This window comes from Pelosinus fermentans DSM 17108 (assembly GCF_000271485.2).
Classification (GTDB): Bacteria; Bacillota; Negativicutes; order DSM-13327; family DSM-13327; genus Pelosinus; species Pelosinus fermentans.
The window spans coordinates 394,497-413,478 of the sequence record NZ_AKVN02000001.1 but is presented as its reverse complement, the minus strand read 5'-3'; the positions used below and the strand labels follow the sequence as shown (position 1 = coordinate 413,478).

Sequence of the window (18,982 nt, the reverse complement as noted above, 5' to 3'; positions counted from 1 at the left end):
CGGTGAATTATGAATATACTGATAGCCGGTCATGAAAAAATTAATCTTAGAATTACCCAAGAATTAATCCAGACTCATATAACTGATAGCCATGTTTTTTTGTGTAGTTCACCCGATGAGATTGCCCCGAAGATGAAAGAGTATAATATAGACATCGTTTTACTGGAGATCATAATACCCCAAATAAAGGGGATTAACATTCTAAAAAATATCAGAAGTAAGAAAGAATATAATGATATACAGATTATAATTCTTACGGAAATCATTGATAAAGAAGTTTTTAAATTGTGTTTTGAAAATGGTGCAAATGATTATATTTATAAGCCTATTGACCTTATAGAGTTTGTCGCACGAATGAATGCTTCTATAAAAGCCAGGAGAAATATAATTGCTTTACAAAAAACGAATGATACCGTAACCACTCAATATAAGAAACTCCAAGCTATGACTCATAAACTGAAAGACACCCAATTTAATCTAATACAAAAAGAAAAGCTTACAGCGCTTGGCGAAATTGCCGCTGGGATCGCACATGAGATTAATAATCCTATGGGTTTCATTTCCAGTAACCTGGATACAATGAACCGCTATATCCAAAAAATTAGAAATCTAATCCTGCTATATAGAAATTTCGTGCAACTTCCTATTGATGCAAATATAAATCATGAACTTCTGCTGCGGGAGAAAGCTGCGATTGCGGATATTGAGCAAAAGCAAAAGATCGATTTTGTCCTTGATGATCTCACTTCAGTAATTTTGGAGTCGAGGGATGGAGTGGAGCGAGTGACAAAAATAGTTCAAAGCTTAATAAATTTAGCTAAAACCGGTACGGAAAATGAAATAGCGTACAATGATCTCAGCCAAATCGCTGAGGAGGCCCTTTTAATCGTAAAGCACGAAACAAAATGTATCGCAGATATAGATAAACAAATCGAAGTTCCCTTGTATTTATTCTGCAACAAGGGGCAAATTGGCCAAGTCATCTTAAACATTTTACTAAATGCCATACATGCTGTGAAAAATCAAAGTAGGAAGTCTATGGGGAAAATCACCATCAAGGCATATCATGCTGATGAGTATGTCATGTGTAAAATAAGTGATGATGGTCCTGGAATAAAGAAAGAACATCGTAACCGAATATTTGATCCTTTCTTTACAACTAAAGATGTCGGCAGCGGTGTAGGGCTCGGACTTAGTGTTGCCTACGATATTGTCGTAAAAAATCATGGCGGAGAGCTTACCGTTGATAGCGAACCCGGCAGCGGCACATCTTTCACTATTAAACTGCCTGCAAATAGCGGTAAAATTTACAATGCAGAAGAATAATTGAAAAACGATCCGAGAGTGAAACTTCTGCTGAATTGCCTCATACTATTGGTATGGTACTGTTCTTCACATGAACCACGATAAAAATCCCTATACCACTTTTAATTGGTATAGGGATTTTTATCGTTTATGCTATTATGTTCAGCATTTTTTGTAATGGATAGCGGTAGTTTGATAATAAATGTTGTTCCAATCGTTTTTTCACTGGTAACGGATATATCACCACTATGCTTATTTACAATAATGTCATAGGAAATACTAAGTCCAAGCCCTGTACCTTGTCCAATCGGCTTGGTGGTAAAAAATGCATTAAAAATATTCTTTAGCGTTTCTTCTGTCATACCGAGGCCATTATCCCGAATGGAACAATACACATATTGCTGATCATAATAACTGGTAATTTTAATCATTCCCAGTTTGTCCATTTGCTTTTCCTTAATTGCATAAGCCGCATTTATGATGATATTCAAAAGGACCTGATTTATTTGTCCTGATGAAGCTTGTATTTCGGGCAGTTCTCTTAAATCAAGTTCAATTTCCGCAACATATCTGATCTCATGTTTCGCAATAATTAGGGTAGTTTTGATACCGCTGTTTAAATCATAACCTTCAAATTCACTACTTTTATCTACTCTTGAGAATAAATTTAGTGCTTTTACTATGTCCATTAATCTCTTTAGCCCATCATTCGATTCCTGAATAATTGGCTCCAGATCATCAAAAATATAATCAATTTTTTTCTGGTTTTCAAAAAGGGTAAGCTGCTCCGCTAACTCTTGCAACTCTTGGATATCCGATTCCAATACCCGCTCTTTTAATTCTCGATATTTATTGTATACATCTTTAATCTTAATTAAGTGCTGCTTTAAACTGTCAAAGTTACTGAGAACAAAGCCCAGTGGATTATTAATTTCATGGGCCACCCCTGCGGCTAATTGTCCTATCCCAGCCAATTTTTCTTGCTGAACCAAACTCAATTGCGTCTGCTTTAGATTGGCAAGAGCCTCTTTAATTTCTGCATTCCGCTTGATAAGCGTTTCTGCCATCAATTTTTTATGGGTAATATCACGAATCATCATCAATATTTTCCCATCGGAAATGCCAATACTACGAACTTCTCTGCACCTGATCTCCTGATTATGTGTTATTTGATATTCAAAGCTAGTGACGGTCTTTGTTTGGGAAGTTAGTACAATGTTTTCCATAAACAGTTTTGCAACATCCTGAGGCAAAACTTCACTAACTGTTTTGCCGATAAAAGAGCTAGGATCACCAACATCCTCAAAATGTTCATGTTCCCGCCCAATTTTAAAGTATTCTATGTTTAAATCCGGTGTAACAACCGCCATTATATCAGGTATAGCTTCAAGGAGCGTTTTATTGTTTGCTTCGCTCACTCTTAAGAATTCTTCTGTTTGCTGACGCTGCAACATACCTACAAATACTTCTGCTAACAGTTTGAGTAGTGTGGTATGCTCATTACCCAGCTCAATACATTGGTCTTTTGCCCACTCTAGATTAAAGGCTCCCAGCCATTGGTTCCCATTCTTTAAAGGAAAAATTATTCGTTTTGCTGTATTACTATGAAGCTCATAATGGGTGGTATATTCTTGTGCAGTATCCAGTCCCTGGACAATGCCTTTAATTATCTTCCAATGAGTCACTACGTTTTGCTTTGAAGAATTTATATCTAAGATAACACTATTACCAACAGTCACATTCCAATGATACACTTGATTCATATTCCTGCCATCATCAGAAGTAATAAAGATGTAACTATTTTCAACACCCATAGATCGACTAATTAAATGTAATGCAGAAAGCATTAACGCAGCAGGATTTGAGTTAGTCTTGATACAATCTGCTGATATCGTTGACACAATCTTTTCAAGAGCAATTCGTTCCTGCAATAGCTTCTCTGCCTGCTTTTGCTCAGTTATGTCAATTATTGCTCCCACTAAGCCGCAAGCAGCACCTACTGCATTGCGATAAATTGATTTGCGGAAAATTACATCACGACTCACCCCTTTGATTGTAACCCGACTTTCATATATCTGCTCATTTTCTTGCTCAAACAGTTCTTTGTCTTTTGCAAAGTACCTATCCGCTACATTCTTAGGAAGTATATGATATGCTGATTTGCCGATAATTTCATCCCTGCTTAATCCCATAAATTTTTCATATGCTTTATTGCAATTCATATAGATACCCGTACTATCTTTAATAAATATTGGAACTGCAATCGAATCTAGAACCCCATAAAAATCAAAATTTTTATCGGAACTATTATTTTTCTGAGGATAAAATGCCGATGTTTTTTCAAACTGCATATTTAACTTCCCTCCCTCACGAGCAAGTAATCCTACTGTTCCCTTCAACACAGTCCAAGTTATTTCCTGTAAAATATATTTTTGGGCTACGATCTAATCCACAATATAGGAAACAGACATTTTCTGTCATAATGTGTAATCGGCTAAAATAAAAAAATTACCCACGTTTTAAAAACATGAGTAATCATTACCTATATACATAAAGGGAATATTGAAATCTTTCATTCATGCTCTAAGGATTATTGTATAGGGATATTGCCCTGCTTTGCCTGAGCGTTATCTGATTTTAGCAAGGTAACCGTAAGAACGCCGTAATCAAATTTGGCATCAATTTGATCCTCTTGAATGTTGTCTATATAAAAGTTCCGTTGCAACTGACCAAACCGTCTTTCCCGGCGAACATAATCTTTTTCACCTCTTACTTCTTGCGTCTCATTTCTGCTCGCACTGATTGTTAAATAATTATTTTCATAACGCAGGCTTATATCCTCTTTATTAATACCAGGCAGATCTGCTTCTAATACATATTGCTTATCAGTTTCTCGCAGATCTACTTGAAATGAACTGGGGAAGTTATCTCCATTGTCAAAGAGCGCTTCAAAATCATCTCCTAAAAAATTGCGCGCAAATTTACTCAGTGCATTTTTTTGATGTCCATGATTCTGACGATAGGGGCGTAAGCTAAACATATGATTCTCTCCTTTCTTTCTGTTTGTATCATCCTTTAGTATGCTTAATCCATCTAATTTTATTCAGCTCTTGTTTGGTACCTATCCACCATCACCAACTATTGGTTATTGCTTTTGATGGGAAATAGAAGCGGCAAAGAATGATATCCGATCCCAATTGGCACAAATAAAGCCATTTGAAAACATAGGCTGTCGTCCGCCCTCTTCACTGGGACGGACAGGTTCCGGCAATAAGAGAGTCCTGATCCTAGTCACAATTCATACAGTTGTAATGCTTGTCGTATTCGTTCTGCAATGATTTTACGCATATATTCCGGTTCAATTACCTCCACAGAACTGCCAAATGATAGGATATAACTGTAAAGCCATTCATCTTCAGGAAACTCTGCCACTAAAGTAAGACTTCCATCGTCGTTTGGAATAAGAAACGAATCATCAAAATAATCATATACTCGATTTATGACTTGTGCCTTAAAGCAAAGCTTCAATGGAGTTAACGACTGTGGGGCAGTATTCCATTCTTCCACTCTCGGTTTCGGCAACACTTTTTTCTCAAAATTCTCTGCTAGGATGTCCAGTTTTTTCAGTCTGGATATTCGAAAGGTTCTGTGCTCCTGATGCTGCCGGCAGAAGGCTACCAGATACCATGCATTGTTTTTAAAAATAAGCTTTTCCGGTTCCGCCAGCCGGCTGCTCCGATGGCCTTCTCCGTTCACATATTCGAATCGAATGACATTTCGCTCCAGCATAGCCCGCTTGATGTCGTTAAATTTGTTTTTTTCATTGGGCGAACTTGCCCAAGGAGAAAAATCGACTTCTACCCAATCATGATTGGAAGCATTCTTAAATATTGCCCCCATTTTTTCAAGGGCGATATCTAATTCTGGGTATTGAGTTGCCTGCAGGGTTTTAACCGCCATCAGCAGGTTCTTGCTTTCCCGCTCCGAAAAAATCGCCCTGTTTAACGTGTAATTCTCCAGGATATGTATGCCCCCGCCATTGCCTTTATTCATATACACAGGCACGCCAGAGGAGGAAAGCATATCAATATCCCGATAAATTGTCCTTGTTGAAACACCAAAACGGCTGGCAAGTTCTCTGGCGGTAATTGTTCCTTTATTAAGCAATATGGTTGTGATCTCAAATATTCGGTTGCTTCTCATTTTTATCACCCAACTTAGTATGCAGCAGATAAGACAAGTTATGTCATATTTGCTGCATTTTTTTATTTTCTGCCTCTTCTATCTTTTGGGACAAACATCCTGTCCCCGTGTCCCACATTAATAATAAATTACATTTTTGTTAAGTCAATTGTATTTTATATACAAATACATTACAGTAAAATTATGACTGGCAAATTTTGTACATGGAAAACGTTAGGTCTAAAGGTGAAAACATCTTGATTATCAGGCTAGTGTCACAGGAAAGGTCAAATGCCAGTCAGCTACGTGGCAGGTTTTATTTATAGCTATATTAAACCTAAGAATGGAGCGATGTATTTATGTCAAATGCAGGTTGTATATTTTTACCAATACATGCCACTGCAATTAATATCAGTATGGAAGGAATATTACTGCAAGTAGAGCAGCCATTAGAGATTCATTCGCAAGTACGACTGTGTTTATCTAAAGAACTAGGACATATTGATCTTGCCGCAAATGTCACCTGGCAGCAGTATAACAACTTTGGTTGTGAGTTTGTGGACATGGCTGAGGAGATAAGGGCAGTATTGGATCATGTAATCTACCGGCATTCGCAGTTCGGGAGACTGGAAAGTTTGGATATTGGGTATTAAGGACTGAGCATTTATTAAGTTTGTAATCAGTTTGAATACTTCACCATTGTAATCTAATATAAAATAATTTTAATTTATAGCAATTGATCAATTTTTTGGAGGTTTTAAACGATGAAAAACTTGTCTTTTAAATTTAAACTGCTGGCCATAATATTACCAGTGATTATTATTGGCTTACTTTCTTTGACCGGGGTTGCTTATTGGCAGTTTCATAAGGTAATTGAATCGGAATTAACTGACTCTATGATGCTTAGAACCGGCGAAGCCGCCGACCATATGAATACCTGGTTGACCGGGCGGCTTGGTGAAGTACGTGAAACAGCTGAAAGTCCGATGGTTGCACGAATATTGCAGACGAATCCACAACTTGATCTTAAACGGGAGGATGAATCCATAAAACTGATTGATGAACTCCTGCTATCCCGTTGGAAATTTATCAATGAAGCATATCCCAACCAATATGCAGCTCTACATATCGTCAACTTCTTAGAACCTCAGGAATACAGCAATCCTGAAGCTTTAAGTAAACTGACAGCCCGTTTTTATGATGTTAAGGCAAGAGTATTAAAGACTACTCCATGGGCAAAAGGTGGTGCGTTAGAAGCAGGGGAGCGATTTTCCCGTACCGGTGGTATTCCTTATGATGCGATTTATAAGCCGGCATATTCTCAGGCATATGATAAAAACATGGTGCTTATGATTGCCTATCGAAAAGATAATCAAGGAAACGTAACAGCTGGCGCTGGTGCAAGTTTGACGATTGAAACAATCCAGCAAATAACCCAGCAGTTGAAGTATGGAGAAAAAGGGTATGGGTTTCTCTTGGCACAAGACGGCACCTTCGTTGTTCATCCTAATTCGGAGTGGGCTATGAAGGAAAAAATATCAAATGTTGATAACGAAAATATCCGTAAACTTGGCGAACTGATTACCGGAGGCAAACCCGGCATATTCCGCTATACCGATGGAACAGATAAAAAAATTGTTTTTTATAACCCCATTCCAATAGCAGGCTGGACAGTCGCCAATGTTGTTTTCGAGGATGAGCTTTTCGCGTCAGCGAATAAAATACTCACAATGATGCTGCTGATCACAGTGATTATCATCGCACTCATGTCGATAATCATTTATTTCGCTGTTGGCCGCCTTTTTAGGCAACTCAGCAAGTTCGCCGACCAGGTGGCAGCCGGAGATTTAACTGCTTCCATCCAAATTGACTCTCAAGACGAAATTGGCAGGCTGGCTTATGCCTTCAGCAATACCGTCTCAACCTTGCGGGGAGTGGTAAATAATATAACCGATGAATCGGAAAAGATAAAGCGTCTTTCCCGTGACGTAGCCGACGCTTGCCAAGATACAGGCAAAATGACAGAGGAAGTGACCATGACAATGCAGGCACTGGCTCAAGGTGCCGACCAGCAGGCAGCCCATGTATCAGACGCTGCCAATAAGACTAAGCAAGTAGGTGAATCTGGAAAAACAGTTACTGACAAATGCCATGAAATGCTCCAAGTCGCTAAAAGGTCACAGGATGTAAGTTCCATCGGTCTTCAATCCGTAAAACAAACAGTGGAAAGTATGAGCGTATTCGTCAAGCATAATAACAGTAACTTACAAGAAAGCCAGCTGCTATTAGCGCAGTCTTCTGAAATTGGCAACATTATTGAAGTCATTACCGGCATTGCCGGACAGACAAATCTGTTGGCTCTTAACGCCGCCATTGAGGCAGCCAGAGCGGGTGAAGCAGGTCGCGGGTTTGCCGTTGTTGCAGATGAAGTTAGAAAACTGGCTGAGCAGTCCGGTGGTGCAGCCCAGCAAATAGCTCAGCTTATCAACGGCATTCAGGAACAGATTGCCTCCATAACCGAGAGTATGAATAAGGGTTCTCAGGAAATTACCGATAGTATGGAAATAGCCATTCAGGCTGGGACTCATTTTGACGATATCGAAAAGGCCGTCAGTGAGATTATTGTGGTTGTCGATAACGTATCTTCCGCTGCATGCATCATGAACGAAGAAGTACAATACACTATGGCAGATATAGAAAATGCTGCTGCAATTACAGAACAGACATCTGCTTCTACACAGCAAGTAGCAGCTGCCGTAGAGGAACAGGCTGCTGGAATGCAGGCAATTGTTGATTCTACCAAACAATTGGTCGAAATCTCCGATCGTCTATATAGTTTGGTATCCGAATTTAAAGTATCTTAAAAGGATACAAAGAATAACCTATTTCTATATTACTCAACAATGGATTGTAATCGTGATGCCAGAATGAATGTTCTGGAGTGTTAAGGTTAATGGAAGATCACTTTCATATTCGATATCATATAGCTTGGGAGGTATTTATGAATATTGAGAATAAACTGTCGAATATTGAATCCATCGTTCAAAGCGGATTAGATGAGAAAAAAACCTGCACAATTTTAGAATTAATTAACGCGACCCATTTATTTCCCAAGGAATTATTTGATGAATTTAAATTATACGACGAATATTTGCCCCAAATTAAGGTTCTGCCTCTTACACTGGAACAGAAATTCCTGCATTTACTCTGGGAGATATTTGACAAATTGCCGCTTAGTTTAATTACTAATTTTGCTGTCCCCTTTCGCCGCATTCTCGCCCAAAAATTATTTAAAAAATGCGGAAAAAATTTCATCGCCATGGAGGGTGTACGATTTAATTTTGGTCAAAACATCGAAGTAGGCGATGATGTTTTTCTAAATCGCGAAGTATTCCTCGATGGTAAAGGAGGAATTACTCTTGGCAATTTTGTAACATTAACTGAAAAAGTGGAAATTTACACCCATTCGCATCTTGAATACAATCACGGGAAAAGAATTTATGCACCGGTGAAAGTAGAGGACTTTGCTAAAGTTTTCTCTCATTCCATGCTATTGCCAGGTATCGTGGTGGGTGAACAAGCAGTCGTCGCTGCAAGATCGGTAGTAACGAAAAGTGTGGATCCAAACACGTTTGTAGCTGGAATTCCAGCAAAACCCATACGAGAAAGGAAAAATCGCGGTAGAAGCAAACAGCAGTTAGGACATGTATGGTTTCATAATGCCGCTTTTCAAGAATAATAGTGCTTTGTAGTTTCTATCTATCATTGAGTTTGCTTAGCCAATTGTACATACCATTCGCCTTCTTTCGACTTTAATGTTTAGGTAGTATTGATCATTATTATTTCGTATAAATATTTAATCCAATCTTTATATCATCATTACCAGGTATTGATTGGTTTCCCTCTGTAGTAGCAATAATGATTGATTTGCCACTACTTGACTTACCAAAACGTTGAGATAAATCCACCTTAATTGTTAAAACATCTCCTACAACGGCCATATCAATATTTTTCATATGTATACCTCCATTTTCCTTTGCGACTAACGCTTTTCTATTGCTGACGATACTCGGGGGACTTTCTACATTTTACACAAAAGCGATCTATATCAAAAAAATCCCCATAGTTCTATTTTATTTACTATTAAAAGATAAACTCCTGCAAGATTAATCCTGCAGGAGCCTTTTAGATTTAAAATTTAAATACATAACCAACTTTGTAGAGTCATTCCTTTGATTCCAGTATACTCACCTCTTAATTATTACCTTACATTTTATCTTCCCAGCAGCTGCCTCAGTTCTTCGCCATCCAGCTTCTCTCTCTCTAGTAGGGTCGTTGCAATAAGCCGCAGCTTATCAAGATTGGATTTGATTATTTCTTCAGCTTTTTCATAAGCGTTTTCTAGTAACTGGTGTATTTCTTTATCTATGGTATAGTCCATTTCCTGACTATTATTGGGCCCCCTAGCAATATCACGGCCCAAAAAAACCTGTTCCTGAGATCGTGATAAAGCAACTGGTCCCAAGGTCTCGCTCATGCCGTATTCACAGACCATTTTACGTGCAAGTTCGGTAGCTTGTATTAAGTCATTATGGACTCCAGTGCTCGTTTCATTGAAAATCAGGCTTTCAGATGCTCGGCCGCCCAGCAGAATTTTAATCTGATCGAAAATCTCCGATCTAGTAAGATAACAACGATCTTCCTTAGGCAAAGTAAGAGTATATCCACCAGCCTGGCCTCGTGGAATAATCGATACCCTATGAATCGGATCAGCGTGTCTTAGCAGCATTGCGACTAAAACATGCCCAGCCTCATGGTATGCGGTAAGCTTCTTATCTCTTGCATTCATAAAACGACCTTTTCGCTCTGGTCCTGCCACTACACGCTCTACCGCTTCTTCCATGTCATCCATCTCTATGCATGATTTACCTTGACGCACAGCAAGAATGGCAGCTTCATTTACTACATTGCTGAGATCAGCTCCTGTAAAACCTGGGGTGCGTCGGGCGAGAACCTCAAGATCCATCTCATCAGCTAATGGTTTACGTCTAGTATGCACTTTTAATATGTTAAGGCGGCCCCTAAGATCCGGTCGATCCACTACAATACGGCGGTCAAAGCGTCCCGGTCGTAAAAGTGCCGGATCGAGAATATCTGTTCGATTGGTTGCTGCAACAACAAAGATACCTTTATTGGCATCGAATCCATCCATTTCTACCAGCAACTGATTAAGGGTTTGTTCTCTTTCATCATTTCCGCCACCTACACCAGCTCCACGCTGCCGTCCAACCGCATCAATCTCGTCAATGAAGATGATACATGGTGCTTTCTTCCTGCCCTCCTTAAATAGATCACGTACCCTGGAAGCACCGACACCAACATACATTTCTACGAATTCGGAACCGCTCATGCTCAAGAAAGGTACTCCTGCCTCACCTGCTAATGCTTTTGCCATTAGCGTTTTTCCCGTACCGGGAGGTCCGTACAACAGAACGCCTTTAGGAATTCGAGCACCCAAATCACTAAATTTTCTGGGATGCTTGATAAACTCTAGAATTTCCTTGAGTTCCAGCTTGGCTTCATCATTACCTTCCACATCTTTGAAGGTAATGATATTCGTACTCTTACGTAATTTAGCCTTTTTCTCATTATTGGGTATCGTCGGCGGTTTGCCATTTTCAATCTGTTTCATTATATAAAGCCAATCGCCAATTGAAAGCAGCATAGGCAGATTGGCTATGGACAACACTGGAGCACTAGCTTTTTGTACCAATCGTTTAAATCTCTTAAAGCTAAATCTAGAGTGTATCACGTTAAGTCTCCTTTCTTTTATCATGTCATACTATTTTATGCACACCAACGAGCCATGTTACAATCGATAGGACTCACTTCCCTTAGGGCACGAGAGCAGGTTCTGTCCTTATGACATGAATTGCATATCTCAGCTGCCATGAGTGAATACTACGGTCAGGAGGTGATTTTTATGAAACAGCAGCAAGACAGCAACTTGCAACAGCAAAATGTAAAAGATAAAAGTGAAAAAGAAAGAAAACAGGATATTAAAAATGCAGAATACATTGCTAAGAACGGCCAGCCAAATCACCCAAACACCTAAAAATATTTTCTGGGAAATGAAGAGCTGCCGACAGTCTACAAATAAGGTAGATTGATCGGCAGCTCCTCTTTACCACGGCAAGGTTTTGTTGCAATTTTCTTATTTTAACTCTCCCGTGTAATATGGATTGAGTTCATTGGTATACAAATCAGATGCCTTGATTTCACCCTGAGCGAAAAATCCATTGCGTTCACCCAGTTTAACCCAAAAGTCAATGTCTTCGTCTTTGAGCCATTTCTGCTTAGGATAAATATTCCCGGCCATATCCTTAACATCTACTTTCAGAAAATCGGCCGCAACTTCCAATGACTCTTCATAATGTTCATTAATATATTGCTGTGCCCTTAAGTCAGCAACAATGTAAGCCTTCACTACATCAGGATATTGCTTGATAAAGTCTTCGCTAAAAGCCCGCACTGCCAGTCCGCTGAGGGCTCCATTTCCGGCAAGTTCGCCAATTTGATAGCTGGTTGTTAACACATCCAGCCCGCCACGGTTTCTGGCAATTTTATTATAGGGAGGATGCACAATGGCAACGTCAATGAGCCCATGCCGCAGTGCCTGCTCCTGCTGGGCATCTTTCATTACAACGATCTCGACCTGATCCCGGGAGATGCCATTGCGGCGCAGAAAATCACCATTCAAAAACTCAACGCAGCTGCCTAGGCCGCTCATTGCAATTTTTTTGCCAATCAGATCTTTCGGCGACGTAATCCCTCCGTCACTTTTCACAAGCCATGTCATGTGCATCTTATCCGGATCAGGATCATCAATCATGCTGTGCAGCACAATTTTAATTCCGGCTCCGGCTTTACGGGCGGCTGCAATCGTGGAAGGATGACCTGAACCAAATAAATGGTTATCGCCTTTGATAACTGATTGGGCCAAACTTCCGCTGGGAACCGATCCCGTATATTCAGGAATAATGCCGACTTCTTTAAAGAATTCTTTCTTATCTGCAATGATCATTTCGTTAAAATCAGTAGGAGTCACTACTTTCAAATGAAACTCCTTGGTTAGCCTGCCATTAACGAATTTAGGCTTATCATCATCAGCCGTTTTCTGGGTAGCTGCCGAAGCCTGCAAGAAATATCAGCATGACTATACTCATTAATCCGGTTAGCAGTATCTTTTTCATTACCGATGACCTCCTGAATTATATATTATTGTTATCAAAAAAAGACCTGTGCGGAAATTCTCCGTACAGGCCTTCAGCGGTTAGCTGATCAGCTTGTGTTATGATGGGCAAGCTCATCTAAAATATCACACCGCATCTATTTTCTTAGCTCTGATAAAACATTCACTTTTTAAAATTTAATGATTCCGCTGGCACCAGGTCCCTTACTAAGATCAACTACTTTTATTTCTTCTGGATCAATCCGAAAGAAGGCAGTACCATTGAGTTCTTTTTTATCTGCCCTTTCTTTAAACCTCGGACTTCTGGCGGACAGCAGAGCAATAGCCTTGCTGCGCTCAGCATCTTCATCCAATTCATGTGCTGTACCGGAAATGATAACGTTAACAAAGGATGGAATCTTTTGATTTTCATGCTGAAATAAAATAGCAACCTGCTGATTGGATCGTATTTGCCCAACCTTAGCAGTCGTTTCTCCCGTAGAAAAATAAACCTTAAACTCATCAGGTGCAAAAGATCCTAATGTTCTAAGTGACGGTGCCTGTTTTTCATTCACAGTTGCTAATGCAATATACGGGGTTTTCTGCAAATATTGTTGTATGGTCTCTTTACTGACAGTCATGCTGCACACTCCCTTTTCTGAACTGTATTGCTTTCTGGCATTTTTTATACAAAAAGGCCCTATCCCGTATTTCTCGAGATAAGGCCTCTGATTCATTAACCAGTCAGCAATTCTATTCCATTATTTTACAACATGATTGCACATTTGTCAATGCTATCACTCTCAAAGACTTCCCAGAACAATAATACATCCAACTGCCTCTTCGACATAATATAACAATAATCGCTATGCCACTTTATACATTTGCTTGATTTCACTAATTAGAGGACCTCTTGGATTTGCTCCAGTGCATTGAATAGTTTCTAAAGCCTTGTTTATACTAAAGTTATAGTTTGTGAAGGAGAGGAATCATTTGAGAGATAAATTTACCAGAGGTTTTATTGCAGGGATAACAGGTGGATTGGTCGCGAATATCGCGAGTTTACTGCTTGGTTTCTTCGGTCTCACCAGTCTTCGGTTTGCAGATTGGACTGCAATCATCATTTTGGGGCAGACTCCACCATTCAGCATAGGAGAAATCTTGTTTGCGCTAGCGGCAAATGTCGGTTTTACGGGCATTCTCGGAATTGTTTTCATTTATCTGGTTCCTTTAATCAAAAGTACAAATCTTCTGTTCAAGGGATGGATTTTTTCAACATTCATATGGTTTTTCATTTACTCCGTTGCTTCCTTATTTAAAGTGGAGGGAACGATGCCCATCCCCCTTACTACAGCATTGGCAAACGTTGTAACTACATCGATATACGGTTTAGTTCTGGCTCAAGTTTCGGAAAAAGAATTTGTAAAAAACATAGCTTCTGAACAAGCAGGAAATGTATTCAGACTAATAAAACCAGCTATGAAACCATTAAAGAAAAATGACGATGACCCCGAATAAAATCTTTAGTAAAGACAATTTTTAAAAATGCTATATTTAAATCCCCTATGGAGCAGACCTTCAAGTGTCTGCTCCATAGGGGATTTATTATACTATTCATCTGCCCTTATTATAGCAAGTGAAGAATTGACACTTCACGTTTTCCATGGTTAACTGGAAAGGTCATATGAATTAAGTGAGGGGGAATTAAAATGATTTATATTACCCTGTTTTTTGCCTTAATTTTTGCTTGTCTAATAGCAATCTTTGCGATTCAAAACAGCATGGCTGTGCAAGTTGCCTTATTAAAATGGAATATTGAAACATCATTGGTATTTGTGATTTGGGGAGCCGCATTTCTTGGGTTTCTATTGGCGCTATCCTTACAGATCTATTCCCAGATTAAGCTGAGGTTACAATTATATCAGGCCCGGTCCCGCATCAAACAGCTGGAGCAAGATCTTACTCAAATACAGCAACAAGCTGCATTGGTACAAAGTAACACTGCTGCGGCCAGTGATTGCCATACAACAGTTGACGGGAAATTACAAATGAAATCTTCCGATACATCGACCGAAAAAATTTTTTAATGATTATAAAAAAGCAGAAAGCAGCGGCTTACCTCCGCTATCTCTTCTGCTTTTTGCTTTGCAAGAGCTTACTTATTTTCGATCAATCTTCAACATTCTCATTAATCCATAGATTTACCAGATGAACAGCACCGCGAAAGCCCATAAAGGGAGGCTCATAGGGATGCAGACGCCATTTTGTATCGGGATTGGAAATTTGCAGCTTTGTATTGCGGCCTGCCCATTCCAGCGCCTCACCGCTGGCCATAAGATAACCCTTCTTATGTTCCTGTACCGCTCGCGTCCATTGGTCTTCCGAAAAATAAGGAATATCCTCAGTGGTCATATCGGGACAGTCGCACCAGCAGGTTCCTCTGGCAAGGGAAAGTTCACCGCAGCCAAAAGAAAGAACGCCCCTGACCACATCGGCATGTCCGCCCAAGGACAAAACGGCTTCCTCGGGGTGCGCTCTTATGATGTGCCGTAAGGACGGCATTACGGATGCAAGCTGCTGCCGGGAGATTTCCCGCTGATCCTTGAGGAAAGCGGCATCAGGAGTCAAACCGGCTATTTGCGTAATTTGCTCAAGCCACCGGGTGGTTCCGTCGATACCATATGGCCGTCCCAAAAGATAGGGCGTCCCGAAGCGCTGTTGCAAGTGCTTCGCAGCAGGTTCGCCTTCGCGTCGTATGACAAGGTTGATATGTGCGCCGCCCATATTCTCAATTTCTGTAACCGATGTATCCGAGGTCATCACACACAGTGGCTTTATGCCGAATGCACCCTCCATTATACGAACCAGCTCCATAGCATCCGCCTGAAAGCGGAACAGATCAGCGCAGGAGCCGATGATATTAAAGGTCGGCTCCTGCGTCCGTTTTAAATTCGCCGGCAGCGTTTTGGCAAGCAGCAGAAGGGCTTCTTGTATACCGCGATGCTGAGTGACATTAAAACCGCCATAACCGAAGGGCAGCAGGCGAACGCCGGGATATTCCGGCTGCAATTCCGCGCAGAGAGCGGGAAGATCCGTCCCGATCACCTCAGGAATCGAGGAGGGCAAAAGAAAAATCACACAAGGATGATCGCGCTTTACCACATTGTCAATGGTATGGTTAAGCCTCTCTGTGCCGCCAAGGGCGATATCTGTTTCGTCTATGTGGGTGGAGTATAGCTTGCAGGCGTTATGTACACCTGCGCGTTTGAGGGTTACACCGCTGTAGAGCATGTGCCCCATGCAGCCAAATTCCACAAGCGCAGCATCACGGATGGCAGCAAGTGTCCAAAGAATACCCATACGTCCCGAAGGCAGCGGCTTAAATCGATGCAGACCCATGTGCAGTCCCTCCTTTCCCGGATGCGTTGATTTCATTCAATATACCTAAGATTCTTTTTAACAGGTAACTCGTACGGGCATAACCCACTTGTCCGTAAAAATCAAATAAATCCGGTACGCAAGGAATGGTTTTGTTAGGTTCCGGCAAATAACCAAAGCATAAATCCGGAGCCAGCTTTTCCAAAATCGGCAAATCTGCTTGTGCATTCACCATCCGGCAAACCCACGGATTATGCCCCATGTCAGTAAGCTCCTTGGCATAGCCCCTGTCCTCGGGATAATATTCCTCCAAATGCAAAAGCAGCGGCTCCATGCCAAGCCCGGTAAGAAAGACAGCTAGTGGAAGGGGTATGTCAATTCTAGGAAAGAATACATACCGAAGCCCGCCCAGCCTTTTTCTCGCCTGATTCTGCAAAGTAAGTGCTTCCTGGCGTTCCTTTTCAAATGCATCGTCCCAGGAATAGCCGAAGCGTTCTGCAAGAGCCGTATAGGCCTTGTCAATACTCTCTACATCATATAGCGTGTGCAGGGTGATATAGGGCACGCCAAATTCCCGCTCCATCCTGGCGGCCAGCGGCTGCATAAAGGGAGAAACTACCAAATTCAGTGCAGCATCCGGCGCTCTTTGAAAATCCTCCAGGGAAGAGCCCGGCGCCAGATAGCGCAAAGTAAGGCCGCGCCCCGTGAGAGCGGGCAGCAGGGACGGCAGGGGGATATGTTCTTCTTCTGGGGCGCGGCCCAGCACATTAACGCGATTGGGATCTGTTGCTTTCCCGTCCATCAGCATGCCCAGCGCCTCCATTGTTTTCCACGAACCGGGAGGATAACTGATGTTTTTGAACTGCCCCAGCATCACAAAGGTGACGCGCGCAGACAATTCCGGCTGTACTTCATTGAGAATTGCCTGGATGTCCTCCCCAATCAGCTCCGGCACGCAGGTGATAATCATTAAAATCGCCTTTGCTCCGGCTTTATCCATCTTTCTGAGGGCATCGATCAGCCCATTCCGGCAGCCGAACACCACCTCCTGAGCATCCAGTACATACAGCCAATACAGCTCGCCATGCCTGCCTTCCGGCTTGGGGCTAAAAAGCCGCGAGTGCGTGGTGCACTCCGGCATTCCAACCAGCAGGGAAGACAAGTCCTTGATTTTTTCCACGTTCACCGACGCGATGCGCATAGGGCAATGGTTACCGGGGGAAACCGCGGGCGTCAGGAATTTTATGCCGTTGTTGGATTTTACTGCCGACAGGCGCTTTACGTGTTTCAACTCGTTTATGGTGCTTCGCCTCCTTCCAGCAGCAGCCTGGCAAGTGCCTTGTAATGGGCCGCCATAGAGCAATCCGGGAAAGCCTCCACCACGGTTTTTCCCTGGGCCTCGGCCTGCTGCACAAAAGGATCGCGGGGCAAGCGGTAAATAACCGGTGCTTCAATCTCCGCTGCTGCCTTATCCACCAGCTCATTTTCGCCTTCAATGTTCTTGGCGTTGAGGATCAGCCCCCGCAGGGAGGCGTAGCCGCGCTTGCCAAAACTCTTGACCGCGTGGGCGATATTCGCCGCTGCATAGAGGGCCATCATCTCACCCGAGGTGACAATGCACACCTCGTCAGCATAGCCGCCCCGGATGGGCATAGCAAAGCCGCCGCAGACCACATCGCCCAGTACGTCGTAAAGCACCACATCCGGTTTGTAGATTTCGTAGGCATCCAGCTCCTCCAGCTTTTCAAAAGCCGTGATGATGCCGCGCCCGGCACAGCCCACCCCGGGAACCGGGCCGCCGGATTCCACACACAGCACGCCTGTGCTGCTTTTTACCACGAGGTCGTCAAGCTCTGCATCGCCCTTTTTCCGCAAGGTATCCAGCACTGTGGGGATGTTTTTCCCGCCGGTCAGAGTGCGGCTGGAATCGGCCTTAGGGTCGCAGCCGATTTGCAGTACGGTCAGCCCCAGCGCTGCCATGGCTGCGGATACATTGGACACGGTGGTCGATTTTCCGATACCGCCCTTGCCGTAGATTGCAATTTTTTTCATTTGGCACCTTCTTTCATGTAGGGTCTAGGTTCATTCTCCTTAATGAGGTCATAGGAAATGCAGGTGGGTCTGCCCGTGCGGGGTTCGGTTATGATCTTTGCGTCGATGCGAAACGTTTCCCGCAGCACTTTAGTGGTCATTATTTCTTCGGGCGCACCGTGGCAGATAATGTTCCCGCAGCGGATCGCTACCATGTAGTCGGCAAAGCGGGCGGCAAGGTTTAAATCGTGGAGCACCATTACTATGGTGCGGCCCTGCTCCCGGTTCAGACGGTAGAGCAGTTCCAATACTTCCAGCTGGTAGGACAAATCGAGATAGGTGGTCGGCTCGTCCAGCAGAATCAAATCGGTTTGCTGTGCAAGAGCCATAGCGATCCAGACCCGCTGACGCTGCCCGCCGGAAAGGTTGTCTACCGCCGTGTTTTCCAACTCCGTGAGTTTTGTAACCTCCAGCGCCCAGGCGATAATTTCTTTATCCTCGGGCTTTAATTTGTCCAAGCCCCGCTGATAGGGGAAGCGGCCGTAGGCCACCAGCTCGCCCACCGTCAAACCGGCTGGAGCCTGGGGAGATTGAGGCAGGATTGCCATTTTCTGAGCAACTTCCTTGGTCGTTAAGCGCCGGATATCGTCCCCATTCAAGTATACCATGCCGTTCTTCGGTTTCAGGATACGCCCCACAGTCTTTAACACCGTAGACTTGCCGCAGCCGTTTGGACCAATGATGGCCGTTATTTTCCCCTGGGGAATCTGCATATTCAAACCGTTTACTACAAGATTATCCTCGTAGGCGACAGCTAAATTCTTGGTTGTAATGCTGTTCAGATTTATCATCCTT

The 18,982-nt window shown here is 42.4% G+C and carries 18 protein-coding genes; 7 read left to right on the top strand and 11 right to left on the bottom strand.

From position 1 onward, the window contains the following. The first annotated feature begins 9 nt into the window (after window positions 1-9). Entirely contained in the window at window positions 10-1,326 is a 1,317-nt protein-coding gene (locus tag FR7_RS01940; protein WP_007938255.1) for a hybrid sensor histidine kinase/response regulator, read from the top strand. 101 nt (window positions 1,327-1,427) lie between these two features. Here FR7_RS01940 and FR7_RS01935 read toward each other — a convergent pair whose 3' ends face one another. The 3 genes from FR7_RS01935 to FR7_RS01925 form a co-directional block, all read right to left on the bottom strand. Then, window positions 1,428-3,656, bottom strand: coding sequence for a PAS domain-containing protein (locus tag FR7_RS01935; RefSeq protein WP_007938253.1), 2,229 nt, complete (start codon window positions 3,654-3,656; stop codon window positions 1,428-1,430). Window positions 3,657-3,895: 239 nt separating this feature from the next. Next, window positions 3,896-4,345 (bottom strand): Hsp20/alpha crystallin family protein, encoded by a 450-nt coding sequence (locus FR7_RS01930; RefSeq protein ID WP_007938250.1) that lies wholly within the window; start codon window positions 4,343-4,345, stop codon window positions 3,896-3,898. A 251-nt stretch (window positions 4,346-4,596) separates the two neighbouring features. Then, window positions 4,597-5,508 (bottom strand): helix-turn-helix transcriptional regulator, encoded by a 912-nt coding sequence (locus tag FR7_RS01925; RefSeq protein ID WP_017531386.1) that lies wholly within the window; start codon window positions 5,506-5,508, stop codon window positions 4,597-4,599. Window positions 5,509-5,846: 338 nt separating this feature from the next. Between FR7_RS01925 and FR7_RS01920 the strand changes: the two genes are divergently transcribed. The 3 genes from FR7_RS01920 to FR7_RS01910 all read left to right on the top strand — a co-directional run bounded on the left by FR7_RS01920 (window position 5,847) and on the right by FR7_RS01910 (window position 9,226). Beyond that, window positions 5,847-6,140: a PilZ domain-containing protein gene (locus FR7_RS01920; protein WP_007938247.1), complete on the top strand. Its 294-nt coding sequence runs from the start codon at window positions 5,847-5,849 to the stop codon at window positions 6,138-6,140. A 111-nt stretch (window positions 6,141-6,251) separates the two neighbouring features. Continuing rightward, window positions 6,252-8,351 (top strand): methyl-accepting chemotaxis protein, encoded by a 2,100-nt coding sequence (locus FR7_RS01915; protein WP_007938246.1) that lies wholly within the window; start codon window positions 6,252-6,254, stop codon window positions 8,349-8,351. 137 nt (window positions 8,352-8,488) lie between these two features. Continuing rightward, the gene (locus FR7_RS01910; protein ID WP_007938244.1) at window positions 8,489-9,226 is read left to right on the top strand and encodes an acyltransferase; all 738 of its coding nucleotides are present in this window, start codon (window positions 8,489-8,491) and stop codon (window positions 9,224-9,226) included. Between the two features lie 100 nt (window positions 9,227-9,326). Here the strand turns inward: FR7_RS01910 and FR7_RS23760 are convergent, their stop codons facing one another. Then, entirely contained in the window at window positions 9,327-9,503 is a 177-nt protein-coding gene (locus FR7_RS23760) for a hypothetical protein (RefSeq protein ID WP_007938242.1), read from the bottom strand. Between the two features lie 257 nt (window positions 9,504-9,760). Beyond that, on the bottom strand, window positions 9,761-11,299 hold the full coding sequence (gene ftsH, locus FR7_RS01905) for an ATP-dependent zinc metalloprotease FtsH (RefSeq protein ID WP_007938241.1): 1,539 nt from the start codon (window positions 11,297-11,299) through the stop codon (window positions 9,761-9,763). Between the two features lie 171 nt (window positions 11,300-11,470). On the opposite strand from ftsH, the gene FR7_RS24400 reads away from it, so the two are divergent. Then, window positions 11,471-11,602: a hypothetical protein gene (locus FR7_RS24400; RefSeq protein ID WP_017531388.1), complete on the top strand. Its 132-nt coding sequence runs from the start codon at window positions 11,471-11,473 to the stop codon at window positions 11,600-11,602. A gap of 99 nt (window positions 11,603-11,701) precedes the next feature. Here FR7_RS24400 and FR7_RS01900 read toward each other — a convergent pair whose 3' ends face one another. Both FR7_RS01900 and FR7_RS01895 read right to left on the bottom strand, forming a co-directional pair. Continuing rightward, window positions 11,702-12,604 (bottom strand): ABC transporter substrate-binding protein, encoded by a 903-nt coding sequence (locus tag FR7_RS01900; RefSeq protein ID WP_007938240.1) that lies wholly within the window; start codon window positions 12,602-12,604, stop codon window positions 11,702-11,704. A gap of 305 nt (window positions 12,605-12,909) precedes the next feature. Further along, window positions 12,910-13,359: a pyridoxamine 5'-phosphate oxidase family protein gene (locus tag FR7_RS01895; protein WP_007938239.1), complete on the bottom strand. Its 450-nt coding sequence runs from the start codon at window positions 13,357-13,359 to the stop codon at window positions 12,910-12,912. A gap of 352 nt (window positions 13,360-13,711) precedes the next feature. On the opposite strand from FR7_RS01895, the gene FR7_RS01890 reads away from it, so the two are divergent. Together FR7_RS01890 and FR7_RS01885 are read left to right on the top strand one after the other, a co-directional pair. Beyond that, complete coding sequence (locus FR7_RS01890; RefSeq protein WP_007938238.1) at window positions 13,712-14,236, top strand: hypothetical protein; 525 nt, start codon at window positions 13,712-13,714, stop codon at window positions 14,234-14,236. Between the two features lie 191 nt (window positions 14,237-14,427). Further along, window positions 14,428-14,805: a LapA family protein gene (locus FR7_RS01885; RefSeq protein WP_007938237.1), complete on the top strand. Its 378-nt coding sequence runs from the start codon at window positions 14,428-14,430 to the stop codon at window positions 14,803-14,805. An 82-nt stretch (window positions 14,806-14,887) separates the two neighbouring features. Here FR7_RS01885 and FR7_RS01880 read toward each other — a convergent pair whose 3' ends face one another. Genes FR7_RS01880 through FR7_RS01865 form a run of 4 tightly spaced genes read right to left on the bottom strand, consistent with a single transcriptional unit; the run spans window position 14,888 to window position 18,978 of the window. Next, window positions 14,888-16,117 (bottom strand): nitrogenase component 1, encoded by a 1,230-nt coding sequence (locus tag FR7_RS01880; protein ID WP_007938236.1) that lies wholly within the window; start codon window positions 16,115-16,117, stop codon window positions 14,888-14,890. Beyond that, a complete protein-coding gene (locus FR7_RS01875) occupies window positions 16,098-17,387 on the bottom strand; it encodes a nitrogenase component 1 (RefSeq protein ID WP_017531389.1) in 1,290 nt (429 codons plus the stop codon). The genes FR7_RS01880 and FR7_RS01875 overlap by 20 nt, the downstream gene beginning before the upstream one ends. A 5-nt stretch (window positions 17,388-17,392) precedes the next feature. Next, window positions 17,393-18,148 carry a nucleotide-binding protein gene (locus FR7_RS01870; protein ID WP_007938234.1) on the bottom strand — a complete coding sequence of 252 codons (756 nt, stop codon included), beginning with the start codon at window positions 18,146-18,148 and terminating at the stop codon, window positions 17,393-17,395. After that, window positions 18,145-18,978: an ABC transporter ATP-binding protein gene (locus tag FR7_RS01865; protein ID WP_007938233.1), complete on the bottom strand. Its 834-nt coding sequence runs from the start codon at window positions 18,976-18,978 to the stop codon at window positions 18,145-18,147. The genes FR7_RS01870 and FR7_RS01865 overlap by 4 nt, the downstream gene beginning before the upstream one ends. Window positions 18,979-18,982 lie beyond the last annotated feature (4 nt).